This window comes from Trichocoleus sp. FACHB-40 (assembly GCF_014695915.1).
GTDB lineage: Bacteria > Cyanobacteriota > Cyanobacteriia > Cyanobacteriales > FACHB-T130 > Funiculus > Funiculus sociatus.
The window spans coordinates 15,860-41,509 of the sequence record NZ_JACJPF010000057.1 but is presented as its reverse complement, the minus strand read 5'-3'; the positions used below and the strand labels follow the sequence as shown (position 1 = coordinate 41,509).

Annotated in this window: 25 protein-coding genes; 14 read left to right on the top strand and 11 right to left on the bottom strand. The window is 45.3% G+C overall.

Annotated features, from left to right (window positions below; all coding sequences use genetic code 11):
• Positions 1-45: 45 nt before the first annotated feature.
• The 5 genes from H6F63_RS13170 to mnmG form a co-directional block, all read right to left on the bottom strand.
• Positions 46-1,464: a radical SAM protein gene (locus H6F63_RS13170; protein WP_190637980.1), complete on the bottom strand. Its 1,419-nt coding sequence runs from the start codon at positions 1,462-1,464 to the stop codon at positions 46-48.
• Between the two features lie 73 nt (positions 1,465-1,537).
• The gene (locus H6F63_RS13165; protein ID WP_190637979.1) at positions 1,538-2,293 is read right to left on the bottom strand and encodes a prolipoprotein diacylglyceryl transferase family protein; all 756 of its coding nucleotides are present in this window, start codon (positions 2,291-2,293) and stop codon (positions 1,538-1,540) included.
• A 40-nt stretch (positions 2,294-2,333) separates the two neighbouring features.
• The gene (locus H6F63_RS13160; RefSeq protein WP_190637978.1) at positions 2,334-2,912 is read right to left on the bottom strand and encodes a TIGR04376 family protein; all 579 of its coding nucleotides are present in this window, start codon (positions 2,910-2,912) and stop codon (positions 2,334-2,336) included.
• A 118-nt stretch (positions 2,913-3,030) separates the two neighbouring features.
• On the bottom strand, positions 3,031-4,338 hold the full coding sequence (locus H6F63_RS13155; protein ID WP_190637976.1) for a hypothetical protein: 1,308 nt from the start codon (positions 4,336-4,338) through the stop codon (positions 3,031-3,033).
• 330 nt (positions 4,339-4,668) lie between these two features.
• Complete coding sequence (gene mnmG / locus H6F63_RS13150) at positions 4,669-6,585, bottom strand: tRNA uridine-5-carboxymethylaminomethyl(34) synthesis enzyme MnmG (protein ID WP_190637974.1); 1,917 nt, start codon at positions 6,583-6,585, stop codon at positions 4,669-4,671.
• A 264-nt stretch (positions 6,586-6,849) separates the two neighbouring features.
• On the opposite strand from mnmG, the gene H6F63_RS13145 reads away from it, so the two are divergent.
• Together H6F63_RS13145 and H6F63_RS13140 are read left to right on the top strand one after the other, a co-directional pair.
• On the top strand, positions 6,850-7,737 hold the full coding sequence (locus H6F63_RS13145; RefSeq protein ID WP_190637972.1) for a hypothetical protein: 888 nt from the start codon (positions 6,850-6,852) through the stop codon (positions 7,735-7,737).
• A 446-nt stretch (positions 7,738-8,183) separates the two neighbouring features.
• Positions 8,184-8,486, top strand: coding sequence for a hypothetical protein (locus H6F63_RS13140; protein ID WP_190637970.1), 303 nt, complete (start codon positions 8,184-8,186; stop codon positions 8,484-8,486).
• 123 nt (positions 8,487-8,609) lie between these two features.
• On the opposite strand, the gene H6F63_RS13135 is transcribed toward H6F63_RS13140, so the two are convergent.
• On the bottom strand, positions 8,610-8,864 hold the full coding sequence (locus tag H6F63_RS13135; RefSeq protein WP_190420252.1) for a hypothetical protein: 255 nt from the start codon (positions 8,862-8,864) through the stop codon (positions 8,610-8,612).
• 53 nt (positions 8,865-8,917) lie between these two features.
• On the opposite strand from H6F63_RS13135, the gene psbB reads away from it, so the two are divergent.
• From psbB to H6F63_RS13105, 7 genes are all read left to right on the top strand, one after another.
• The gene (gene psbB / locus H6F63_RS13130; RefSeq protein WP_190637968.1) at positions 8,918-10,447 is read left to right on the top strand and encodes a photosystem II chlorophyll-binding protein CP47; all 1,530 of its coding nucleotides are present in this window, start codon (positions 8,918-8,920) and stop codon (positions 10,445-10,447) included.
• Between the two features lie 115 nt (positions 10,448-10,562).
• Positions 10,563-10,658: a photosystem II reaction center protein T gene (locus H6F63_RS13125; protein WP_190420256.1), complete on the top strand. Its 96-nt coding sequence runs from the start codon at positions 10,563-10,565 to the stop codon at positions 10,656-10,658.
• Positions 10,659-10,863: 205 nt separating this feature from the next.
• The gene (nrdR, locus tag H6F63_RS13120; RefSeq protein ID WP_190637966.1) at positions 10,864-11,427 is read left to right on the top strand and encodes a transcriptional regulator NrdR; all 564 of its coding nucleotides are present in this window, start codon (positions 10,864-10,866) and stop codon (positions 11,425-11,427) included.
• 94 nt (positions 11,428-11,521) lie between these two features.
• Positions 11,522-12,052, top strand: a complete 531-nt coding sequence (locus H6F63_RS29395) for a S1 RNA-binding domain-containing protein (protein WP_199297996.1) — start codon at positions 11,522-11,524, stop codon at positions 12,050-12,052.
• Between the two features lie 120 nt (positions 12,053-12,172).
• Entirely contained in the window at positions 12,173-12,382 is a 210-nt protein-coding gene (locus tag H6F63_RS29390; RefSeq protein ID WP_242019746.1) for a hypothetical protein, read from the top strand.
• Positions 12,383-12,804: 422 nt separating this feature from the next.
• Entirely contained in the window at positions 12,805-13,989 is a 1,185-nt protein-coding gene (locus tag H6F63_RS13110; RefSeq protein ID WP_190637964.1) for a 30S ribosomal protein S1, read from the top strand.
• A gap of 126 nt (positions 13,990-14,115) precedes the next feature.
• Positions 14,116-14,859, top strand: a complete 744-nt coding sequence (locus H6F63_RS13105; RefSeq protein WP_190637963.1) for an HAD family hydrolase — start codon at positions 14,116-14,118, stop codon at positions 14,857-14,859.
• Positions 14,860-14,912: 53 nt separating this feature from the next.
• Here H6F63_RS13105 and H6F63_RS13100 read toward each other — a convergent pair whose 3' ends face one another.
• Positions 14,913-15,617, bottom strand: coding sequence for a Uma2 family endonuclease (locus tag H6F63_RS13100; protein WP_190638012.1), 705 nt, complete (start codon positions 15,615-15,617; stop codon positions 14,913-14,915).
• Positions 15,618-15,846: 229 nt separating this feature from the next.
• Here H6F63_RS13100 and H6F63_RS13095 point away from each other — a divergent pair, with 229 nt between their 5' ends.
• The 3 genes from H6F63_RS13095 to H6F63_RS13085 all read left to right on the top strand — a co-directional run bounded on the left by H6F63_RS13095 (position 15,847) and on the right by H6F63_RS13085 (position 18,289).
• The gene (locus tag H6F63_RS13095) at positions 15,847-16,263 is read left to right on the top strand and encodes a hypothetical protein (protein ID WP_190638016.1); all 417 of its coding nucleotides are present in this window, start codon (positions 15,847-15,849) and stop codon (positions 16,261-16,263) included.
• A 239-nt stretch (positions 16,264-16,502) separates the two neighbouring features.
• Entirely contained in the window at positions 16,503-17,762 is a 1,260-nt protein-coding gene (gene metK, locus H6F63_RS13090) for a methionine adenosyltransferase (RefSeq protein WP_190637961.1), read from the top strand.
• Between the two features lie 143 nt (positions 17,763-17,905).
• Complete coding sequence (locus H6F63_RS13085; RefSeq protein ID WP_190637959.1) at positions 17,906-18,289, top strand: YkvA family protein; 384 nt, start codon at positions 17,906-17,908, stop codon at positions 18,287-18,289.
• A 68-nt stretch (positions 18,290-18,357) separates the two neighbouring features.
• On the opposite strand, the gene H6F63_RS13080 is transcribed toward H6F63_RS13085, so the two are convergent.
• Both H6F63_RS13080 and H6F63_RS13075 read right to left on the bottom strand, forming a co-directional pair.
• Complete coding sequence (locus H6F63_RS13080) at positions 18,358-19,098, bottom strand: SIMPL domain-containing protein (RefSeq protein ID WP_190637958.1); 741 nt, start codon at positions 19,096-19,098, stop codon at positions 18,358-18,360.
• Between the two features lie 299 nt (positions 19,099-19,397).
• Complete coding sequence (locus H6F63_RS13075) at positions 19,398-20,450, bottom strand: J domain-containing protein (RefSeq protein ID WP_190637956.1); 1,053 nt, start codon at positions 20,448-20,450, stop codon at positions 19,398-19,400.
• 573 nt (positions 20,451-21,023) lie between these two features.
• Here H6F63_RS13075 and H6F63_RS13070 point away from each other — a divergent pair.
• Complete coding sequence (locus H6F63_RS13070; protein ID WP_190638010.1) at positions 21,024-22,046, top strand: spore photoproduct lyase family protein; 1,023 nt, start codon at positions 21,024-21,026, stop codon at positions 22,044-22,046.
• Between the two features lie 222 nt (positions 22,047-22,268).
• Here H6F63_RS13070 and msrA read toward each other — a convergent pair whose 3' ends face one another.
• Together msrA and H6F63_RS13060 are read right to left on the bottom strand one after the other, a co-directional pair.
• Complete coding sequence (gene msrA / locus H6F63_RS13065) at positions 22,269-22,748, bottom strand: peptide-methionine (S)-S-oxide reductase MsrA (protein WP_190637954.1); 480 nt, start codon at positions 22,746-22,748, stop codon at positions 22,269-22,271.
• 243 nt (positions 22,749-22,991) lie between these two features.
• On the bottom strand, positions 22,992-24,716 hold the full coding sequence (locus tag H6F63_RS13060; protein ID WP_190637952.1) for an RluA family pseudouridine synthase: 1,725 nt from the start codon (positions 24,714-24,716) through the stop codon (positions 22,992-22,994).
• A 388-nt stretch (positions 24,717-25,104) separates the two neighbouring features.
• Between H6F63_RS13060 and H6F63_RS13055 the strand changes: the two genes are divergently transcribed.
• Positions 25,105-25,512: a hypothetical protein gene (locus tag H6F63_RS13055; RefSeq protein WP_190637951.1), complete on the top strand. Its 408-nt coding sequence runs from the start codon at positions 25,105-25,107 to the stop codon at positions 25,510-25,512.
• Positions 25,513-25,650 lie beyond the last annotated feature (138 nt).

Here is a 25,650-nt window from a genome sequence, read left to right as displayed (position 1 = left end):
GTATCAAAAATATTAATAATCGCTTCTAGAGTTAGATAGTTGATATCAGGCTAAACGGTTATTAACTAAGTGATGCCCAGCGCTACCCTCGCGGTAAAACATATTAAAAGTATCAAATGGAATAATCCTACCATCAGGATGCACAATGTGAATGCAGGAGCGCTTCACAGAACGGACATCGAAGTTAAAGGAGTCGAGAAATTGTACAATCATTACCCGAAATATATTTTCGTAAGTAATACCATCTGGAACAGGTAACATCGGTAAACAACACAGCAATTGTTTTAAAGATGTTGCCGAAGATGCGGGTGAATGGCTAGTGGAAAATAAATTAAAAATATTACGCTTTAGTTCATCATTCTGCTCGTAAAGGACAGAATTGGGCATCATTTTCACAAAGGTATTTGGCTCAAAAAGCCCAGTTAAGGGTATCACTTTGCCCTTAATTTTTAGCGCATAAGCCATTGCTAAACAGTCTGGATGACAAGGCACTGGGAGAATATCTTCTGGTTTGAAATAGGGACTCTGCTGTAAAATTGAGCGGCGGACTTCTGTAAGAGTGTAGCGATCGCGTTCATGCTCAAATCCTTCCAAACGTCCTGCTGCTTGGATTGGTTGAAAGGTGACACCCCGGACGCATTTCTGCTGCAAGGCGTATTCAATAATTTTGCCGATTTCGCCGTCATTTAGCCCCTTTTTCAGGGTAACGACCAGCGTTGTTGAGATGTTAAACTCATTGAGGTGAGCGATCGCATTCTGGCGAACTTCTCGCAAATCTGCCCCGCGCAACTCCTCCAACGCCGCCGCCTCAAAGCTATCAAATTGCAGATAAACTTCAATTCCAGGCATATATTGGCTTAAGCGATCGCAAAAATTTCGGTCTTTAGCAATTCTGACACCATTGGTATTAATCATTAAGTGTCGAATTGGCTTGCTTTTGGCAATATCCAGAATTTTAAAAAACTCTGGATGAATCGTTGGTTCACCTCCGCTAATTTGGACAATTTGAGGTTCTCCCTCATTCGCCACTACCGCATCTAACATCATTTCAATTTGCTCTAAACTGCGGTGGCGACGATATTGATTAGAATTTTGAAAAACCTCTTCTGTACCTGAATCGGCATAACAAATTGGACAGGAAAGATTGCATCTGTCCGTCACTTCTACTAAAGTCAAACAACTATGCTGTTCGTGATCTGGGCAAAGTCCGCAGTCATAAGGACAGCCATATTTTATTGGGGTATTAAATTTGAGCGGCATATCCCCAGGCTTGATAAATTCCAGGGATTGTTTGTAATATTCAATATCATCGGCAATTAAAACTTCTTGATGTCCGTGAGTTGGACAATGTTTAACCAAGTAAACGCAATCGTCTCGAAAGAGAATCTTCGCTTCGACTTTGATAAGACATTTAGAGCAAACGCTGTTAGTTAAGGCATAGAAAAGGTAGTTTCGAGTAGGCATATTATATAATTTAAAGGGTTTTTTTCTGGTTCTCAGGGTGGATGGGGAGAGAACTTGGAAGAAAATGTTTAACCTACCAAGTATTCGCAGGACGATTAAAATTAAACATTTGGGGAATACTACGGTGATAATATAACAGTCCCAGTAAACAAGCAATCTGAATGGCACTTAGCCCGAAGATGGGATGAAAATCTGGCTTAAGGAAATCAATTAGCAGGCGAAAGCTTAGATATGCCACCATATAGAACTTAAATAAATCGCCTTCTTGTCGATGGTAGCGGCTGCGGATTTTTAAAAATATAATTAAAATTAACAAAAATATAATTTCATAAATTTGAGTCGGATGTCGAAGAATGCGATCGCCAAAATCGATCCCCCAAGGTAAATTAGTGGCAATGCCGTAAGTGCGATCGCTTAATCCTGTCAAAAAACAACCAATGCGTCCTACCGCTGTTCCCACAATCAACGGATAAACGAAAACATCCCCTGTTGAGCGATTTACACCGATAATTTTTTTGGTTATTTCCACACCAATCAGCCCGCCCAAAAGCGCTCCTACAACAGTTTTGCCCTGAAGTAAAAGTAAAAATAATTGTTGCCAATTTGAAAAAAGTAAATCAATATGCTGTACCAAAACCAGCAGCTTCGCACCAGCTAGCGCCCCTACCAAGCCACCGACAATTACCGAACTGCGTTGCGTGGGTGCGATAGAATCTTTGCGAGAATTTTTGATTAATAAACGGAAAGCGATCGCATAAGCTAAAGACTCAAACAAAATATGAGGATGAATCCTCACCGACCCCAGCCACAAATAAACCGGAAAAGTCATAATTTTTGCCTAATGGCTAATGGCTAATTGTTACAAGCCATTACCTATTTCCAATATTTCGCTTTAGCTGATCTAGCTCATCGTCCGTTTCCCAACGCTTAAATTTATCATCTAATAAGTCTGGCCCGCTTTTGATATTGCCCTTGTAACTTTGATTCCAGCCAGTCGTTGCTCGCTGCTGAGCTTGAGCGTTAGTACGCGCCGCCTCAGCTTGGACTGCTTTAGTGTGAACTTCCTGTCGGCGCTGCTGGATCTGACGCTGTAGCTGCTTAGCTTGCTCTTTGCGCTGTTTCAGCCCTTGCATCTGTCCCCAAAGCTGATTTCCTTGACGTAGCAAAGCGGCCTCTCGCTCTTGAGCAGGCTCGGCTAAATCAAGCCTGTTAGCCGCTTTTGCCTTTTCAATCCGAATATGCCAGCGCTGGACTTCTTGTGCAGTTGAGAGAATTTCATCCTGTAATTTTTGTTCTTGCAGATTCAGGTCTGCAATCAGCCGTAGGGCATCTTCTTCCTGTTCCCGCAGCTGTTCCTCTAGCGCCTGTAACTCTAGATGGGGATTATTTCGCAAAAATTCTTCTAATCGGGTTTCCAGAAATCGGTTGAAATCGTCAAATAGACCCACTGCAAAAACCCCCACGCTTCTCAGTTAAAAAGGCAATCATGTAAAAGGCTCTCATGCAAAAAAGAATTATGCACTTTTTCTTTTGCAATTAGCTATTAGCCATTAGCAATATACTAATTCAAAACTTCTGCCCTACATAAATTGAGCGAACTTCTCCATTTCGTCGGATAATGGCTTCCTGATTGTCTACGGATACCAACGTCCAGCCACTAGAGCCAATATTTTCCCCCACTTGGAGACGCTTGGTAACGCCATTGATACTAAATAGGGCAGCCGAGCGATTGCCCAATTCCAGAACTCCTACAAGCGTGTGTATAGCCTCTGCCACTGGTGCAGGTGCGGTGGCAGCTGAGAGTTCAGGTAGTGCTGAGGGCGGCGGTGGTGGCGGAAGTTGAGGTTGAGGTATTGTGGCAGCCACTGGAGGTTTAGGGGCAGGCGCAGGACGCATCGGGGGTGCAGACTTGGCTGGCGCTGCCAAACGCATTGGCGGCGGTGTCAAACGCATTGGCGATGTCAGACTGACTGGCGGCACCAGACGGGCTTGAGGTTTAGGACGAGCTGGCGGTGCCGGACGGACTGATGGTACAGGAAGGATTTGCGGCACCGGACGGATTGGACGCATTGGCAGTGCCGGAGCGAGCTGGGGACGTGCTAAGGGCGCAATACTTTGTAACCCTAAGCCTGTCCCTGATGTACCCAGCTGGCTTGAGGGCGATGGATAGATGGGGATATAGACTCTTTCCATAACTGAGGATCGGTTAGCTCCTCCAGATCCATTGCCAGGGACACCGGAAACCGACGGCAGATTATTTGTCGGTGGCACGTTAGCCCTTGTCGCATTTTGTTTGTTGGCTTCTGCCTTGCGCTCGATTGATTCGAGCGATCGCTCCATATAGTTAACAAATTGCTCATCTACCTTAGGCTGAGCCTCTTGTGTTACTTGTGCAGCCGGTATTTCACGCGAAAATAGCCACTTGAGTCTATCCTGAGAAGCCGCCCATAGCAGCACAGTCACCAAGACCGATGCCAAGGCAAATCCGAACAGCAATTTATCAAAAGATTGACTCTTACCACTCTTTTCGCTCTCTTCGGGTTCAACATCCTCCACCCTGACATCAATCGCGACAGGCATTTGCACAATACTACGCGGTGTATTGTCTTGTTGCCGTGGTGGTAGGAGATCGTGAGGCGGTACCCACGTCGGGGGCAGAGTTGCTTGCGGAACTTTTACAGGCTGTAACGAGACGTATTCTGTGGACGGCTGTTCTGGAGGCGATACGCTTCCGCCCTCCAGCACCCGGTCGATGTCTGCAAACAAATCGTCCATTAAATGATCGGCATAAGCTTCAACCGACCAGGGTTTGATAGAACTGGAATTGGCTAATGCCTCTGATTCCCTCTGGTTATTGCTGACATCCTGAGACATGGATTGCTGCTCACTTTCGTGCCTAGACTGAATTAACGATAAGCCTTAAAGCAATTGATAGCGCTTACGTTGGTGAAAAATTTCTTTAATTGGGAGATCCTACCCTAAGGCAGTCAGTTGTAGATGTTCCCTGACTCACCAGTTTCGCCCAAGGCTAACTTAGAAAGTTTATACCAATTTTTGATTGGGTGACTATAAATTGGCGAATTAACTCATTAGTCATTAGTTATGGAAACGTTCCCAGGTTGGGTAGGAATTCTCGGTAGAACAAATTCCTGTACCAAGAATTCCTACCGCAACGGGCGACCCCAAAGGGTACATTTCAAGGGACTACTGGCCCCTGGCCAAACTCATTTGTCTTGAACGCAGTTCCAGATATATCAGCAAAGCGTTGATATCAGCGGGGTTTACGCCGCCAATTCGCGCCGCTTGACCAATAGTTAGGGGTTTCACCTGCGAGAGCTTTTCACGAGACTCTTTCGAGAGAGTTTCAATTGCCGCATAATCTAGATCCGGCGGCAACTGGCGGTTGGCGTGACGGCTTACTTGGTCAATTTGGTACTGCTGACGCTGGAGATAGCCAGAGTATTTGATATCAATTTCTGCGCCTTCTCTTTCGGGTTGTTCTAGACTGGGGTTTCCGAGTCCGTAGCGATCTAAGTCAACGTAGTGGAAACCTGGACGGCGCAGCAACTCAGCTAGGGTAATTGAGCCTTTGATGGTTTGTCCGGCGTTGGATGCGATCGCAATCCCAATCTCCTCATTTTCCTTCACCCGCGTCGAGTGTAACCGTTCCTTCTCCGCCACAATATTCGCTTGCTTGTCTTGGAACAACGAGAATCGACGATCATCAATTAAGCCAATTTCCCTTCCCAACGGCGTGAGACGCTGATCCGCATTATCCGAACGCAGTAATAATCTATACTCAGAACGCGAAGTTAGCACCCGGTAAGGTTCCCGCAAATCTTTGGTACATAAGTCATCAACCAACGTACCGATGTAACTTTGTTCGCGGGGGAAAACTATCATTTCCTGATGCTGCACATATCTCGCTGCATTAATTCCCGCCACAATTCCCTGAGCCGCAGCTTCTTCATAACCTGTTGTTCCGTTGATTTGCCCAGCCGAGAACAACCCCTCAATCTTCTTCGTCATTAGTGTGGGATAACACTGAGTTGCAGGTAAATAATCATACTCCACAGCATAGGCTGGACGCAGCATCACGCAATTTTCCAAACCGGGGAGACTTCGCAACATTTGTAACTGCAAGTTTTCCGGCAAACCCGTAGAAAACCCTTGGATATACAGTTCTGGGATATCCCGCCCTTCTGGTTCAATAAAAATCTGGTGGCTTTCCTTATCGGCAAAGCGGACAATCTTATCTTCAATACTCGGACAATAACGCGGCCCCTTGGCATCCACCCAGCCGCCGTATACTGGCGACAAGTGCAGATTTTCCCGAATTATCCGATGAGTTTCAGGTGTCGTCCGGGTCAGATAACAAGGCATTTGCTCCCGTTCCACCCAAACTGCCGGGTCAAAGCTGAACCACCGCACCTCCTCATCACCAGGCTGGGGTTCCAGATTAGTATAATCTAGCGATCGCTTATCAACTCGTGCCGGGGTTCCCGTCTTCAGTCGCCCAGTTTCAAAACCCAATTTATTCAACGTTTCCGTCAACCCAACGGCGGCAAATTCCCCCGCCCGTCCCGCTGACATCGACTTATTACCAACCCAAATTTTACCGCCCAAGAACGTGCCAGTCGTCAGCACCACCGCCTTACACTGGAACCCAACGCCAAAATAAGTTTCGACACCAATAACTTCATCATTGGCACCAAGCACCAAATCCGTCACCATACTTTCGCGAATTGTCAAGTTTTCCTGGTTTTCGACAATCCCCTTCATCACCGCCGCATATTCCCGCTTATCCGTCTGCGCCCGCAATGCCCAAACCGCAGGGCCTCTGGAGTTGTTCAGCACCCGCTTTTGTAAGTAGGTGCGGTCTGCCATTTTGCCAATTTCCCCGCCCAGCGCATCGACTTCATGAGTTAGCTGTGACTTAGCTGGCCCTCCCACCGCTGGGTTACAAGGTTGCCAAGCAATTTTGTCTAGGTTGAGTGTCAGCAGCAGCGTCCGACAGCCGAGGCGTGCTGTAGCCAGCGCAGCTTCGCATCCGGCGTGTCCAGCACCAACAACAATTACATCAAAAGCATCTTGAAATTCAACGGTCGAATTGATGGCCATTCCTCAACCTAAGCAGTAATTACTTATATTCAATCCTAGCGAAGTTATAGTCTTGGTTGCATGGCATTTCAGCAACCCATTCCCAAACAGGTCTGAACGTAGAAGTTTTCTGGCAAGACTCGATGATTTACGATATCGGGTTATCAGCTTAACCATACTATTTTTGCAAATTGCGTTTAAAAATGAACTGTTCGTCATGACCTCTGGACAGTATATTTGATGTAAGTTTTAACAGACAAATTTAACCCTCACTGGAGCAGTCAAATGAAGTTTGTTTTAGCTTCTAACATTTTAGAACACCCCGCATTTCCAAATTTTATCAGTGCTGCCATTGCTGCTTATCCTGATATCAACTTTTTGGTGGCTGGCGACTTATTAAATATTTTTCCCGAACCAGGCGAAAATTTAGAAGGCTCTATTTTTTACCAGTTATACGGTAATTTAATATTTGAAGGAATGGATAACTTGGTAAACAGCCATTTTCGTGATACTCATAATTCTCTGTTTATTGAACCCTTAAAAAATATGTTTTCATTAACAGGTAATCGTTTTTACGAAGCAAAACATATAGCTTGGCAACGATACAAAACACTTTTTGCGAACTTAGAGACATCACTTGAGAATAGCGACCTATACTTCATTCCTGGCAATATGGATTACCCGTCTCTCAGCGGAAATTTGACAATCAATTCGCCCCGGCTTCATCAAATTGATAATGACTTTTTTGAAAAAGACGGTATTCGTATAGGTGGAATAGGCGGCGTTCCTAACACTGTTCATCCCTTCAAGGGGGTTGTTGAAATTTCACCTTACGAAATGGCTGAATCCGAATACGAGAAAAGACTGAATCAACTTTGGGGAGTAGATATTTTAATTACTCACGTTTCCCCGGAAGAATTTCCTGTACTAAGAAATTTTTTAATGGGAAGCCCCTTGAAACTGCTTATTTGCCGCGCCCCGTTCAACTTTCGACACAAGAGCGATTTTCGAGGGAAACTTGAATTTCAGGCTATTGGTGATAAATATGTTATTAAGGTTCGTCCATTCGATTACCCTGAAAACAAGGCCTACGTAATTGATATTGTACCTGGAATTACTCCTCTATTGGTTGAGGTGTTCAGTTGGAGAGTTTCTACAGGATCTGGAATTTAATTGAGTGGAAACACTCAGAGTGAGTGGCTGCTCCTCTTAATATATTGCCAAGTCGCCCAACACCAACTTGTTTGACAATTCTTTTAAAGAAGATGGTCTAAGTTAACTGTTGTATGCTTTCCCCAACGGAAGCCAAGCTGAAAAGCGATCGCATCTCAAAACCCTCAGTTCCACTATAGCGACAGGCAATAAACTATAACTAAAACTTATCGCGTTTTCGGGTTAGCAGGGTGATCGCGATCGCTGCTGGGTGCCAAAAGTGGTATTTCATGGTAATTTCAATCTCTAGATGGGGTTCAAGGCGATCGCTTCAATGCTTAGCTTTCACTTCGTCAAAGCTGAAAATTATATCATGCTAGACACCAAAATAGAGCGAAATGGTATAAATAACGATAAATAAGAAGTTTCTTTCAAGAGAACGCCTATATAAAGAAAAAAGAAAATTTGTGAAGTATTTTTTCCTTTCTAATGGATGGACTGTAGGTAGGGTGTGGGAGTTCGGCGGCTTGTGGAACGAAAATTCCTGGCGACGAAAACCCGAAATTCAGCAAACGAACCTTTGCATCTTCGAGCAAGGGGAAAAACTATGGCTGTACCGGGTGGAAGAAGCTGTTCTCATGGTCGAAGTCAGACCCCTAGATGATGCCTCGTCTGACTCAGCCAAGAATATTGGTCAAGTTGTGTTAAAACGCCTCATCAGTGCCGAGGATGCCATTGAGCGATTGAGTACAGCATTGACTCCGCAGTAATTTGGTTGAAAAGACCTTCACAGAGAAGCACCGCACCCGAAAAAGTACAATAAACAGCGAGATTCTAACTGCCAACCTGCTTGCATTGGATTCTAACAATAGTTACACTTCTTTAAATGGTAATTAACCTCGGTCTTCCGGGCTAGGGATGGCGTGAACCTGATGTGAGGATACAAACTGTTGAATCATATCTGCCGAGGTAAAACATAAATTACGCAGAACTCTCAGGTTCTTTTGGAAAGCGACATCGCTCTTCGAGAGCGCCAAGAGTAGCCCAGATAAACTTTCATTTTCAGCAAAAGCTGGCGCTGCTGTCCCAACATCTTGCTGAAGAGTTTCTTTGCAAGGGTTGTGGCAAAAAAAGGCGAAATCCAGCACATTAAAAAAGAAGCGTCGTAGACACTTAATCTATCTTAGGAGGAGCGTAGTCAATGGGACTACCCTGGTACCGAGTACATACAGTTGTTCTGAATGATCCAGGACGGTTGATTGCAGTACACCTAATGCACACTGCCCTCGTGGCAGGCTGGGCTGGTTCGATGGCTTTGTACGAACTAGCAATTTTTGACCCCAGCGACCCCATACTTAACCCCATGTGGCGGCAGGGTATGTTTGTGATGCCCTTCATGGCTCGCCTGGGTGTAACACAATCCTGGGGCGGTTGGAGCATCACTGGTGGCCCAGCAAACAACCCTGGTTTCTGGTCATTTGAAGGCGTTGCTGCCGCTCATATCGTTCTTTCCGGTCTGCTGTTCCTAGCTGCCTGCTGGCACTGGGTTTACTGGGATTTGGAACTCTTTAGAGATCCCCGCACTGGCGAACCAGCTCTCGACTTGCCAAAAATGTTTGGCATTCACCTGTTCTTGTCTGGTCTTCTCTGCTTTGGGTTCGGTGCATTCCACCTTTCGGGGCTATTTGGCCCTGGTATGTGGGTTTCTGACCCCTACGGTTTAACTGGCAGCGTTCAACCTGTGGCACCGGAATGGGGGCCTGCTGGGTTTAACCCGTTCAACGCTGGCGGCGTGGTCGCGCACCATATCGCGGCGGGTGTTGTTGGCATCATCGCTGGTTTGTTCCACCTAAGTGTTCGACCACCAGAGCGACTTTACAAAGCGCTACGGATGGGGAACATTGAAACCGTACTTTCAAGCAGTATTGCCGCCGTATTTTTTGCCGCCTTCGTGGTGGCGGGTACGATGTGGTACGGCAGCGCCACTACTCCAATTGAACTATTTGGCCCCACCCGCTATCAGTGGGACAGCGGTTATTTCCACCAGGAAATTGACCGTCGGATTCAAGAATCTGTGGCTGAAGGGAATAGTGCTACTGAAGCTTGGTCAGAAATTCCTGAGAAGCTGGCTTTCTACGACTATGTGGGTAACAGCCCCGCTAAGGGTGGCTTGTTCCGCACAGGTCAAATGAATAAGGGAGATGGCATAGCTCAAGCTTGGCTAGGTCATCCGCTATTCAAAGATTCAGAAGGTCGGGAATTGACAGTGCGTCGTTTGCCCAACTTCTTTGAAACATTCCCAGTGATTTTGACCGATAAAGACGGTGTGCTTCGCGCCGATATTCCGTTCCGTCGGGCAGAATCGAAAAATAGCTTTGAGCAAGTTGGTGTAACTGCTACCTTCTACGGTGGCGCTTTGGCAGGGAAAACTTTTGATGACCCAGCCAAAGTCAAGCAGTTTGCTCGGAAAGCTCAATTGGGTGAGCCGTTTGAATTTGACCGCGAAACCCTGAATTCTGACGGTGTATTCCGCACCAGTCCTCGTGGCTGGTTCACCTTCGGACACGCTGTATTTGCTCTGTTGTTCTTCTTCGGTCACTTGTGGCATGGTTCTCGGACTCTGTTCCGCGACGTGTTTGCCGGGGTCGAGGCAGATTTGGAAGAGCAGGTCGAGTGGGGTCTGTTCCAGAAACTGGGTGACAAGAGTACCCGTAAGAAGGAAGTAGTCTAATAAGGTAAAAGGAAAAAGGCAAAAATAAAGATTCTTTTTATTTTTGCCTTTTTCCTTTTTACTTTTGACTTAGTTGGTAGACTGGTAGTAAAGCTGATAATCAGGAAATTGTGACATGGAAGCTGCTGCTTATATCTTGGTGTTAGCCCTGGCATTGGGTACGCTATTCTTTGCGATCGCATTTCGCGAACCGCCTCGGATTCAAAAGTAAGCGATCGCGTTTGATGAGTGCGATCGTCACAACTTAATATAATTTGGGAGATCCACTGAGCCGCAATTGTCCCAACCGTCGTATTTAACGACAGTTGAAGACAAACAACGGCTCAGTTTCTCCCATTTTAGGTATTTTAACTCTTTCAAATTCAAGTTTATTGCTTCCTCACGCTCATCTACCCAGCAAGCGAGGACTCTTAAAAATGCAATGTCCTTTATGTCAGCACACCGATAGCCGCGTCCTTGAGTCCCGTTCCACAGAAGCCGGACAAAGTATCCGGCGACGGCGCGAGTGTTTGAAGTGCAATCATCGTTTCACCACTTACGAACGCATTGAATTTGTTCCGATTACCGTCATTAAGCGGGGAGGTCAACGGGACTCTTTTGACCGTTCCAAGTTAGTGCGGGGAATTGTTCGCGCTTGCGAAAAAACGGGTATTCCTCAAGGACACCTAGAAGTTTTGGTCGATGAGATTGAAGCTGAATTACAACAGCGCATCATCAGAGAAGTCACCAGTCAAGAAATTGGTGAATTGGTTCTCCAGCGTCTGCAAACTCTCAGCGAAGTCGCCTATGTCCGCTTTGCATCTGTCTATCGGAAATTTCAAGGTATCCGCGATTTTGTGGATACTCTGAATCACCTCGAAAGTTACAGCAGTCGCCAGTCAGAAGCTGCCGACGTCACAAATACTGCCGAAAATAATCAACTTTCCTTACTTGAGTTTGATGAAACCGAAAACCAAGCTTCTTTGGTGATTGGTCATTAATAATTGGCTAATAGCTTTTGAATACTTCGTGGCTGACTATTGACAAAAGTGCTATGGTATGAATTAGATATGCGGTAGTTACAGCCGAACATTTTTGAACTCAAATTTATCTAGCTTGAGTCCGGGCGACATTGTAATTGGTAAAGTCGTCAGTTTGGAGCCGGGAGGCGCTTTGATTGACATTGGCGCTCCAACAGCTATTTTTCTCCCAATTTGGGAAATGTCAATTAATGAGATTGACTCTCCAGAAGAAGTCTTGCAGCTAAATGAAACCCGCGAATTCTTGGTGGTTGTAAATGACTACGATATAGAGGGTAATTTGATGGTTTCCCTCTCCCTTCGACAACTGGAGAAAAAGCTGGCTTGGGAGCGGGTGTGTCAAATGCAAGCCGAAAACGTCACTGTATACGCGAGAGTTATTGAAGCTAAGCGATACAGCGTATTGGTAGAGATTGAAGGGTTGTACGGCACAATTTACAATTATTACCTTTGTAGCCGTGAACTCAACGGACAGTTAATTGGAGAAGAACTGTTTATAAAGATTTTGAAGGTGGATGAACACCTTAACCGTCTGCTCCTAAGCTATAGTGGAGCCTTGGCTCTTGACGAGCAGATAAAGCATTAGAGGTCTGCTACGTATTCCTGAAATTTCCCATGCTCATTTAGATACGCCTCATAGTGTTTTCAAGGTCGATAGTGGTAAACAGGTAGTGATATTCAATGCTCAAAGCCTTGTACGGTAGGGGTGAAAGCGGATTTATCACTACTTCTATACCACTACCTCAAGGTCAATGACGAAGTGAAGGCAATGATTCTTGATGTGGATACTCAGAGGGGCCTGATCTCACTCTCTACAAAAGCACTGGAACCAGAACCAGGTCATATGCTGAAAAATCCTCAGAAAGTTTATGAAAAAGCTGAGGAAATGGCGGCAAAGTACCAAATTAATCATTAGTTATTACACTTCTTGCAAAAGCCCTAAACTAAAGTTCGGGGCTTCGTAGCTAAAGTCATCGTCACGATTCCTGTCTAAATGTTTCAACCTGTTTTAACAGGTTTAAGCTTTTAGCCTAAAATTTATTTCAAGGCAATGAATACAAGAAGTCTATTAGTCATGTATGTTGGGTTTCCTGCCTCAACCCAACGGGAACAGATTCAAGGTTATTAGTCATTCGGCTGATAACTAATCAATAATAACGTTAGAGGAAGTCCATTTTGGGTTATAATGGTCTGTCTGGACACTCACTCGTATCTAAAAATCTCATACAATAAGGTTGGCGAGAGAGCAATGTAGGTGTAAACAGCACGAGGCTTTCCGTGCGCGTACATCCGCAGGAGGCACAGTTAATACGGAGATAACTACCAGGAAACATTCGCATGGTCAATCAGAAAACAACCGCTACAGCAGATATTGGCTTTTCTCACGAAGATTTTGCGGCCCTACTCGATAAATATGACTATCACTTTAATCCCGGTGATATTGTCGCCGGAACCGTGTTCAGTTTGGAGCCAAGGGGCGCTCTGATTGACATTGGCGCTAAAACAGCTGCTTATATTCCGATTCAGGAAATGTCAATCAACCGTGTTGACGCTCCCGAAGAGGTGTTGCAGTCGAACGAGACGCGGGAATTCTTTATTCTGACTGACGAGAATGAAGATGGACAGCTAACTCTTTCCATCCGACGCATTGAGTATATGCGTGCATGGGAGCGGGTAAGGCAGTTGCAGACAGAAGACGCTACAGTGCGATCGCTTGTCTTTGCGACAAATAGAGGTGGAGCGCTGGTGCGGATTGAAGGCTTGCGCGGTTTTATCCCTGGTTCTCACATCAGCACTCGCAAACCTAAAGAAGATTTGGTAGGAGAAGAACTACCGCTAAAATTTTTAGAGGTAGACGAAGACCGCAACCGTCTGGTGTTATCGCATCGACGGGCGCTGGTTGAGCGTAAGATGAACCGCTTGGAAGTCGGCGAAGTCGTTATCGGTGCAGTCCGAGGCATCAAGCCTTACGGTGCATTCATCGATATTGGCGGTGTCAGCGGTCTATTGCACATTTCGGAGATTTCCCACGACCACATCGACACTCCACACAGTGTCTTCAATGTCAATGATGAAGTGAAAGTGATGATCATTGACTTGGATGCTGAACGAGGACGCATTTCGCTGTCCACCAAGCAGCTAGAGCCAGAGCCTGGGGACATGATTAAGAACCGCGATCGCGTCTATGATATGGCTGAAGAAATGGCAGCTAAGTATCGAGAGCAGATGCGAGCTAAGCAACAAGGTGCAACTGCCGTGGCTGCTCCTGCGGACGATGACGTTTCTGCTGCTATCGACGACGACGACGTTCCTTCTGCTATGGAGGACGCCGAAGTTCCTCCTGCTATTGACGACGACGCTCCTGCTGCTACCGACGACGACGCTCCTGCTGCAATTGACGACGACGTTCCTTCTGCTATGGAGGACGCCGAAGTTCCTGCTGCTATTGAGGACGAAGTTCCTGCTGCTATTGAGGACGCCGTTCCTGAAGATGAGCTGCAACCAGCTACACAAGAAGATTAATTTTGTTAGTAGTCAACAGTTTGTTGCTTGTTACAACTGACTAATGACGCCTGACTAATGACCAATGACCAAAGAGGGAAATTCCCTCTTTTTTTATGGGAGTTTTTTGTGAATTTGGAGGGGCAAATGGTAACAATTCGCTGTAAGGATGTCACATTTGAGAATATCCAGGCTGTGATTTTTGACAAAGACGGCACTCTGGAAGATTCCGAGTCATTTTTAAGAAACCTCGGACAAAAGCGATCGCGTATCATTGATGCCCAAATTCCCGGTATTGGAGATCCCTTGTTGATGGCATTTGGCATCAATGGGGATAAACTCGATCCTACCGGGTTAATGGCTGTTGGCAGTTCCCTGGAAAATGAAATAGCCGCCGCCGCGTATATTGCTGAAACTGGACGGGGGTGGTTGGAGTCAAGAGCGATCGCTCGTCGCGCGTTTGAAGAATCCGACCAATTTCTCAAAGATGCTGCGCCTTCCCCTCTATTTGTCGGTTCGCTGGAAGTGTTGCAATTTCTCTTCTTAGCTGGCTTAAAATTAGGCATTCTCTCAGCTGCCACCACCTCACGAGTTAAAGCATTTGTCAAGCGACATCAGCTCAGCGATTACATCCAGCTAGAGATGGGAGGCGATGAAGATTACAGTAAACCAGATCCAGCGTTATTTTTGCAAGCTTGCCAGAGACTGGGAGTAGAACCGGGTGCGACTTTGATGGTGGGAGATTCTGCGGGTGATATCCAGATGGCGCGAGAAGCGGGTGCTGCGGGTTGTATTGGTATTTGTTGGGGAAAACCAGAGGCGGCGCACCTAGAAACAGCAGATGTAGCAATTTCGCAACTTGATGAAATTCAAATTATAGGTAATAGCTAATCCAATCATGGCTAATTGGGAAGAACCGCTATGAGCAATTAGGCATGATTGGATTAGCTATCAGACAATTCCCCGAAGCGATCGCGATAACGAGCAAGTAGGTTTTCCATTTCAGCAAGCTGTTGCTGCGCTTGTTCAGCGCGTTCCTCCGCCTCCTGTCGTCTTTGAGTTTCCTGCTGTAATGCCTGCGCTAGCTCATCGGGAATCAACAATTTTTCCCCAGTATCTTCTCGATAAAAACCGATAATTTTCCCTTCTACTGCTAAACGCAATTGTAAGGGTTCGCTGCGATTATCTGTAATTGGCTCATAAATTTCGCCTCGCAAACGATAGCCGCGCAACTTTTCTTCTATCCATTCGCCTCTGGGGTCAAATTGCCAGTATTCTTTGACTTCCAACTGCTCGTATAAAGTTTTTTTCAAACTTTCATCTTGTTGTCTTGTTCCGGGGGAAGTTATCTCGAAAATTACAACTGGAACTTGACCTTCTTCCCATATTTTATAGTTATCTCGTCCCCCTGGTGCCACATCGAAAATCACCATCACATCGGGAGCTACTCGTAGTTTAGGAAAGCCTTGCGAATAGTAAAGAAACTGGTCTGCTAGCACAGTCGCTTGACGAAGAGCTAGATATTGTTTCAAAACTTCCAACGTTGTTAATATTGCGTACAGATGATCGTAGGTTTCTGCCAATGGTTCACCGTCTGAACTAGGGTAGAATATTTCTGCGGATTGGGTTTTGGGTAATATAGCTGTCATGGTCGCACCGTGAGGCATGATTAATTTATTTTAATTTACCAAAGCGTAAACGATTACCGTAATACTATATTTCTTTCTAGAAGCCCCAGAAAAAAGTACGTGATCGCGTTCGCCAAAGCCAAACAAAAATACCAAATATTTACCAAAGTAATAATTTTCCATGTTGTGCTAAAAACGTGGAACAATTGCAATATAGTGCAGCTACATCAAATTAGGTGAGATAATTATCTTGTTACTAACAGTTTTTTTCTTAGTAGCAATATTTAATACACTACAAGCTCAATCTATAATCTCAGCCTCAGATGGCACTGGGATAATTGTCGCTCCAAATGGAAACAGCCTTGATATCACTGGGGGCAAATTTTCAAAAGATGGAGCGAATTTATTTCCCAGCTTTCAGCAATTTGGACTATCACCAAATCAGATAGCCAACCTACGACGGCACAACTTAATTTACTGTAGGAGATATAGCGTTTCTCAGTTGGGTGGAATAAATCGCGGTTCTAACGTTCAGCCCACGTTGGTAAGGACATGGCATTGCCATGTCCCTAAATTGGGCGTGACAACCGTTGAGGGGAAAACTTTAGGCATTGTTGAGGTAAAAAAATCTCCTACTCCAGTCTTCATCAAAAATTCACAAAGCTAAGATTTTTTTTATATTTGGGAGAGAGAAGGCACTCGCGCCCTTAGCCCATCTGAAGCTGGGCCTTACATCCAGCTAAATTGGCAATTGTGAAAAAATCATAATTGAGGCAAATCTTCAAACAGTAATAGTCACCCTTAGAGCGATCGCATCTAAATCAGGTTATGATCGCAGGTTAAAATAGCTGAACTTATCTCGCCAACTCCGTCAGCAACAGCCACTATCCCAGGGAGGAATTGCCGTTGTCTCGTCGCTACCTGTTTACCTCTGAATCTGTTACCGAAGGCCATCCTGATAAAATCTGCGATCAGATTTCCGACACCATTTTAGATGCGCTACTCGCCCAAGACCCCAAGAGCCGCGTCGCCGCTGAAGTCGTTGTCAACACTGGCTTAGTGCTAATTACTGGTGAAATCACCACCAAAGCGCAAGTCAATTACGTTGATATTGCCCGGAAAAAAATTGCCGACATTGGCTACACCGATGCCGATAACGGCTTCTCTGCCAACAGTTGTGCAGTTTTAGTGGCTCTGGATGAACAATCTCCAGACATTGCCCAAGGCGTTACTACCGCCCAAGAAACCCGCGAAGAAGCAAGTGATGACGAATTAGATGCCATTGGTGCTGGTGACCAAGGCTTAATGTTTGGCTTCGCCTGCAACGAAACACCAGAACTGATGCCATTGCCCATCAGTCTCTCTCACCGTATTTCTCGCCGCCTTGCTGCGGTGCGAAAAACCGGACAGTTGCCTTACCTGCGTCCCGATGGCAAAACTCAAGTCACTGTCACCTACGAAGATGGCAAACCTGTAGGCATTGATACTATCCTGGTTTCCACCCAGCACACCGCCACCATTGGCGACATCACAGAACAAGATGCCGTCCAAGCCAAAATCAAAGAAGACCTTTGGAGTACGGTGGTGCTACCCATTTTTGCCGATATGGAAATCCAGCCAGACGAGGAAACTCGCTTTTTGGTCAATCCTACTGGCAAATTCGTCATCGGTGGCCCTCAGGGAGACTCTGGTCTGACTGGTCGTAAAATCATTGTTGACACCTACGGCGGGTACTCCCGTCACGGCGGCGGTGCTTTCTCCGGCAAAGATCCCACAAAAGTAGACCGTAGTGCGGCTTATGCTTGTCGCTATGCAGCTAAAAATATTGTGGCGGCAGGGTTAGCTGAAAAATGTGAAGTCCAGCTGAGTTATGCTATCGGGGTGGCCCGACCCGTGAGCATTCTGGTGGAAACCTTCGGCACTGGGAAGGTGGACGATGAGGTGCTGCTGGAATTAGTGAAGCAGCATTTTGAACTGCGTCCGGCGGGAATTATCCAAAAATTCAGTTTGTGTCACCTTCCTGGTGAACGCGGCGGTCGTTTCTTCCAAGATGTCGCTGCTTACGGTCACTTTGGACGCACTGATTTAGACTTGCCTTGGGAGCGCACCGATAAGGCTGCACTGTTGAAGGAAGCAGTCAGTCAGCCGCTTTCGGCTTCTGTATAGTTGGAACTTTGGGATTTTAGATTTTGAAGGGTTCCTCAAAATCTAAAATCTATCAAGTTGAGAAAAGGTAAAAGGTAGATTTTTTTATTCAAATTTACCTTTTACCTTATTACTATTTAATTTCTCTATTTATAGTTACTCAAATGCAGGGATGGCAGCAACAGCTAAAGAAACTAAAAAAAGAAACCTACGCTATCTATTTAGCTTGTAAGGACACAAGAGTTCCTTGGTATGCGAGGTTGTTGGCTGGTTTCGTTGTTGCTTATGCCTTTAGCCCGATAGATTTGATTCCCGATTTTATCCCAATTATCGGCTATCTTGACGATATTATTATCGTGCCAGTGGGAATTTGGCTGCTACTGAAAATGATTCCGCCGACGGTGATGGTTGAGTGTCGGGAAAAAGCAACAGCTGCGATCACATCCGATAAACCCACAAATTGGAGCGTTGCTGTTATTATTGTGGCAATCTGGTTTTTGCTGGGGATTGCGATCGCGCTTTGGGTAGCACGCACCCTGAAAAGGTAAGAAGAATCCCACCCTCAACCCCCGACTGGTCAACTGGGAGGGGCTAAGATGTTTCTTTTAGCTGAAGCTTAGTAGCGAATTTGCAGAGTGACGGCTGCTTGTACTTCCTGTTCGCCACCTACAATTGGGGTATCTGCTAGTTTACCAGCACTTGCTTGTGCATTCTCAGTTGCGATCGCTCGTTGCAATGGCAGAGGCGGATTGGCATCATTAATTTGAATGCTCACAATTTCCCGCTGGTTGAGATTTAAGGCAGCCAGAAGGGCATCAGCTTGCTTTCTGGCATCTTCAGCAGCTTCCTTGATGGCTTCTTTTTGTGCTTGAGCGATCGCGCTTTCTGAAGCTACTAAACTTATACCATTAATTTGGGTTGCACCCACCTTAACAGCGTCATCTAACAGCGTCCCAGCTTTCTGAGTTTCAATCCGAAAGCTAACGTTATTAGTTCCCGAATATCCCTCTATCTTCTGCTGACCATTTTTATAACTATAAACTGGGTTGAGGCTGATACCAGTTGTTTCCAGCTTTTCCACTTCCTTGCGCGACTTCAGCAACGCCACCACCGCAGATGATTTTTCAGCTACCTGCTGTTGCACCTCCTGGGTAGTTTTACCCTGAACCTGAACGCCAAGGCTTACTTTCGTCATGGTTGCGGGGATGTTAACATCTCCTTTTCCAGAGACGGTGAGGGTTCTCGGTAATTTATCCGCAGTCGGAACAGCTTGACACGCACTTAGACTAACTACACCCAAAGTTAAAAAGACAATTTTTAACGGATTCCAGCCACTAGAGGAGAGAGAAAGTTTCATAATTAAGAACACAATTGATAGCGTGTTCCTAATCTGGCATTGAATCGGAGAGTAGTAGTTTAGGTTACATTTTTGGAAACTTAATAGTGCTGGGATTCGAAGCTTCGATTCATCCCCTTCTAGCGGTTACGATATCAGTAACAGTAGCCATACCTATGTTGAAACGAGAGTATCCTGTTGAGTGCACATATAAGCCTCGATGCTAGAACAACCAAGCCTGCTAACGCAACAATTTTATATTAGTCTGCGTTAACAGGCTTTGTTTGTTTAGCCGTGACTTTAGTCGTCGGACATTTTTACTAGAATTGGATGTTTGTCATTGGTATGCCGAACATCTCCTCTAAAATTTTTTCTTGGATACTTTGACTCATACTAACTAAACAAGCTGGCCCCCGCAGAAAGTCTTTAATGGTAATTTTTTTATCCCGAAAGTTTTTGACAAAATCCCGAATTTCTTCGATAATTTGCATTTCTTGCTCCACCTGAGCCAGCATCTGTGCTAAGGGATCAATTCCTGCTCGTGTCGCTTGCCGATATTCAGAAACAAGCGTTCCTTCTGGGGTACTTTTCACCAATCTCAATTCCATTTTGAGGTTTTCATATTGATTTTTTAAAATTAAGTTATGTTGTTCCAGACTTTGGCATTTTCGGCTCAAATCATCTTCACTTAAATTATCAAGACTCTCTCCCGCGTTATATTGCTGCTCAATCTCTAGCAGTCTCGCCAAATCCCCATCTTGGTAAGCTCTGTTAACTTCTTTCATAATTTCCGTGTGGCGCATCTGAGTTTCACTGTCAGCGACCTTATCTGGGTGAAAGATTTCTGCTAATTTCAAAAAGGTTTGCCGAATTTTTCTAGAGTCCTCAGTTCTGGCGGGTTCCTGTGGAACAGGGGTCTGATGTTGATGGTAGCTATCTGTATCGTCGCGGGAGTTATCTTCGCAATCTTGGGGTTCAAATAGTTCGTCTAATTCAGCATCATCTTCAGATTCGAGAGATTTTGGGCTAATTATCCCCGCCATCTGGAGATTGCGATAAACTTTCAGGATATCTTGCCGAGTTTGCACCCCAAACTTCCTGGTGCTGAGAATTTCATCGAACAGGGCGTGAATTTCTTGCTCAATAGAGGTTAGCTTCTTGAACGCAGGAGTACCGCGATGAAAAATTTCAGTAGCCACTGAGCGCATCTGTTCGACAAAGTTGTTCAGTTCGGTTCGTTTTCGCTTAATTTGCTTCAAGAGCCATTGACGCTCTTTCTCCAAAGCCTCAGCGCGAAAGTGGAGTTCCGAGAGCGCCAATATAGCGGTTGATGAGGGGTTGGGGGTTTGCGGTGCTTGTTTCTTCCGTGGCATTAGACTCTAGGGAGTAGTCACAACTTTGTAGATTTTAACTGCCTACGCCTGTCGAAAAGGGTGACAGAGAAATTTTGAAGCTAAGAAAAGCTGACAAAATCAATGATAGTGATTCTTGGCTGACAGTAGATTCAGGTTTAGCATTTACGCACTAGAAGGAAATCAATTTCCTGGCCCAAAGCCCAAGTGGGTTGAAACTGACTAAAAAACCTCAAACCAACCCATTTCAATGGGTTTGGGCTTTGAGCCGGAACTTTAGTTCACGGCAAGTGCGTAAGTCCTGAGGTTGATTGGCTAACGCTTCCGGAATGGGTTCGTAGCGAGCTTGTACGCTTGCCAATTTCAACCAGCTTCAGCAGCTTGTGACAAGCACTTATCCATCGGGAAACCTCTACCTATAATGGCGTGGAATCCGCTGTGTGTATGATTATTGGTTCCGTTTGTACTGAGCGACAATAAGGATAGATTGAATGTGGAGAATCGATTTTGTCCTTACCAACCGCGATCGCTAATTCCACGATTTCCAATGACGTTATTTTATCCGAGCCAAGCACCCACAAGGCGCGTTTGTGGATGCCAGAGCGAGTTATATTCACCCCGGCTGCTCTAGATGAACCTTGGGGACAGCAAATTTTATCACGAGTGCGATCGCTCAATCTACCTGTGGAAGAACTTCCTCGCAACCGCCTCACCGGACTGCGAGGGGAAAATGAGCGCGAAACTTACGATATTTCTAAGCGCACCCTTGCAGTTGTAACCGCACCCCCAAGCAGCTTCAAACTCAGTCCCATTCCACCTTCTGCCGATTGGCAGTTCCACATTGCTGAGGGTTGTCCTGCCCATTGCCAATATTGTTATCTAGCAGGTAGCCTTAGCGGGCCACCCGTAATTCGAGTATTTGCCAACCTGCCGCAGATTTTAGATAACTTAGTTAGTTACGAACGTCCTTCTGAGGTGACAACGTTTGAGGTAAGTTGCTACACCGACCCGCTTGGCATTGAACATCTTACAGGTAGTTTAGCTGAGTGCATTCGCTACTTCGGTACTCGCGAAAACACTCAGTTACGTTGGGTATCCAAGTTTGACGGTGTTTCAGAGTTACTTTCTTTGCCTCATAACAGCCGCACTCGTTGTCGAATCAGCGTGAATGCAGCTTTGATTTCCGGTAAATTTGAGGGCGGTACCGCATCTGTTACTTCCCGGCTGCAAGCATTGCGACGATTAGCTTTGCCTCACTCTCAAGGAGGTGGAGGTTATCCGGTTGGTTTGGTGATTGCACCAATTATGCCAATTGAAGATTGGGAGTTGCATTACACTCGCTTGTTTGATGATATCAGCGCTGCTTTAGATTTCGACTGCGACTTGACGTTTGAGCTAATTTCTCACCGATTCACTCCCAGCTCGAAGGAAGTGCTGATGCAGTGGTACCCTCATAACAAGCTGGATATGGATGAAGAAAACCGCAGTGTCAAGCGTAATAAATTTGGTGGGATTAAGTACGTTTATGACGCTGACACAATGAAGAAACTCCGCCGCTTTTTTGAGAGCCAGATTGCTAAGCGTTTTCCTGTTGCCAAAATTCTCTACTGGACATAAGCGGCTAAGCTATAGCAATCCTCTTTGATTTATGAAAGCTACTTTTTTAAACGAACCGCTGAGGTAAAAGAGGAACTCAGAGCAAGAGAAAAAAGAGAGTTTATAAATGAATTAGGATTGCAGTAGAAGTGAAGCCTCTATTGAGGATAGCTAGGAAGCAAAAAGTGATATTTTTTGCTTCCTAGTTGGTCAAAAAAGGGATTAACTATTCTAATTTCCCAGCTAAAAGGCTTCTGAACCTTTCAAATTTTGCCGTTTTTTCAACAAATATTGCTGATGATATTCCTCTGCTAGGTAGAACTCGTTAGCTGGTTGAATAAACGTCACAATCTGCTTGTCATAGCTGCCCGATTGTTGTAACTTTTCCTTAGAAGCTGTGGCAGCTTTCTCTTGCTCTGGCGTATGGAAGAAAATCACAGAACGGTACTGTTCGCCTCGGTCTGTCCCTTGTCGGTTGAGCTGGGTGGGATCGTGACAATTCCAGAATACCTCCAACAGTTCCTCATAACTAACTTGCATTGGGTTATATTCAATCTGCACAGCTTCAGCATGACCCGTAACCCTTGCACACACGTCTAAATAGCAAGGGTTAGCCCAGTGTCCCCCTGTATATCCCACAGATGTAGAGGAAACACCTTTAACGGTGCGAAAAGCGTCTTCTACTTTCCAAAAACAACCTGCTGCAAACGTGGCTTTTTCCATACTGCTTTTTTCTCTAGTTCAAAATAGTTGTAGCCTGATTAACTTTACAGCAGCCATAGAAATATTAATCAGGTAGACATAATTAAACTAAACATCTAATGTTGGTTGAGTCTTTGTATCGAGATTCAACATTGCTGCCTACAAATAACTAGAAAATTTAGTGATAACTAAATTTTCTATCAATATCGTGGATTAATCGAGATATTTTCTCCAGGTAAGGCTCTTTTCTCAAGGGTTTCATCGTCAAAATGGCGTTTTTGCCTGTATGTGGAGAGTTTCTCTTAACTGGGGATGCTCAAAACGAAGTTCTCTGGCGTGCAGATGTAGCCGATTTGCCCCTGCACGGCATCCATAGAGGCGATCGCCTAAAATAGGTATCCCAAGTCCTCTGGCATCAGCAGCATGAACTCGGATCTGATGGGTGCGTCCTGTTAGTGGTATAAACTCTACCCTGGTGCATCCTTGCCTTGCCATCACCCGAAAATTAGTCAAGCTGGGTTTCCCTTGTTCATCGACTTTCTGATAGGGACGGCGATCGGGATCTCCCCACAAGGGTAGTGCGATCGCGCCAGAGTCAGCCGTAACTAAACCGGAAAGTACAGCTTCATAAACCTTGTGAACCTGTCGCTGCTGAAACTGCCAACTTAGTTGGCGATGGGTTTGGCGATCGCGTGCTAGTAGGAGAATACCAGAGGTTTCTTGATCCAACCGATGCGCGGCAGTAATCTCCATGCCATCAGGTAACAGATTACGCAACCGGGCTAAAACGCTGTCTTGGCGATCGCTATAACGCCCCGGTACTGATAGTAAATCTGGGGGTTTGTTCACCGCAATCAGCCATTCGTCTTCATAAATAATGGGTAGCGATCGCGTCAGCGTTGTCTCAATCGCGGATACTCTCAAGGGTGCGGCTACACAGACTAAATCTGCCGACTCAGGCTTAGTTTGTATAGCCCCAGGCTTATAGCCTGTAGGCATCTGAGGCAATCCTGACAGTAGAAACCCCATCAATGGCTGACAGCGTTCTAAACAAGCTCCGTAGAACTCTCCCTGAATTTTGTCTTGAGACGATCCCCACCAAAACTCCGCCATTGCCAGCGGTTTAAGCCCATGCGTTGCCGCATAATGCAGTAGCTTGGGGGCGCAACAGTCTCCTGTCCCAGTGGGCATAGAGCCTCCTGGCATCAATTGCTGCAACGATAAAGATTGCCCAGAAAAATTAGTCAGGCTGTAAGCAGCGTGCATCTGCGCCTGGAGTTGGCGGGATAGTTGCTTACGCTGTTGTTTCAGTTCCCTTAGACGCGCATCGGCTGTTTCAATTAACTGCTTCAGCGGCTGCAATGCTTGACTTTGCCGGCGTTTGAGTGTTCGCCTCTCAATCCCCTCCCGACGGCTTTCTTCGTCGAGCTGTTCAAGAGCAACAGTAAGGGCAACTCCTGTCAGCGTTTGGCAGAGTATCTGACGTTTTTCCTGTCGTTGGTGTTTGCAATCTCGATGGCGATCGCTTAAAATTTGCAACTGCTGCTCATGCTGGCGATACAGTGTTTCGTACTCTTGCCGTTCTTTGAGTTGCTTGAGGGTAATCAGTTCCTGCTTCATAGCTTCTAATTGAGCCAATGTGCGGGCTTCGGCTAATGCATACTCGTCTCGTCCGGGAATCGGCGGTACCCAGCCTTCAACTGCACTGCAACCATTCAGCAGTCCGGAGAATGCTTTGAGTATGCGTTGTTCGCCATTTGGTAGTTCAATTAATAATATCCCGTACATCTTGCCTTCACGGGAATAACTCTCATCCCTGGCAAGGTGTTGCATTAAACTTCTGGCGATCGCTTCCGACATTGGGGTGCGCGGAAGTCTCAGCAACTCGCCATGAGGAGAATGTCCTTCATACCAATAACTAGGAGATGAGTTAGCGATCGCATAGTTGCCATCGACGACGAAATCTGAAATTGCGTGCAGAACCACCATAAATAGTAATCGGATGGAAATTTATCAAATATGAATGGATTGAAGCCGATGCTTACGAGAATTGGAAAAGCCTAGTAGAGTATGTAAATAAAGGGCTTATTAACGTAGGCAGTAAACATATATTTAATTTTGCTTATTTACTTACTTGTCTTAATATTTTTCTATTTTGCATTATACCGAAACTATTTTCAAAAAGGTGTTTATGAATATGAATTGCGTCTAGCCATTCAATTTTAATTCTATGCAAACTATTAAGATTTCGCTCAGCAATGTATAAAAGGTTATGGGGGGAGCGCACAAAAAAAGTTTGAGGAAAGTCAGTTTTTTCAGTATGAGTTAAGTGAAACTTATAATTGATATAAAAATTTTCAATAAGGAGAAAAGCAGAATGATATTGATACCTGCATACTATGCCATCAAACCGACTGTAGCTTTTAAAGAAAAACTAGCTAATCTAGACCTAGATCCGGATTTGGTAGATATTTTATCTGAAACTGTATTTTGGAATTATCATCGGGCTGGCGATACGGAAGATGACATTATTGAAGTTAAACTGCTGTTTATAGCAAATTTGATGTCTGAATATTTACCGACCGATCTGTATAAAAAAATTTTAGAGCAATCTTGTATTAGCTTGGAGGTTTTTGATAAGTGGTGGACTCTTGAACGGTATTTCGTAGATGAGACTTTCTCAGATGTTGAAAAACGAATTGAGCCGTCTGTAGGAACTCATTTTGTTAAGACAGGGAGAAAAAGAGTCGATTTATGGATTGACGAGATACAGAAAAAAGCTTAAATCAGCTTAGGATTGCAGGTAGACAGGAATAATTAATCCGTCACGCCAGCATTACAGTACAGAAGTAACGTAGGGTAGGCAAGGTGTAAGGATTCAGGTGGGGATAGTTGACAAGGGGTACATCAGAGCGAGAACATC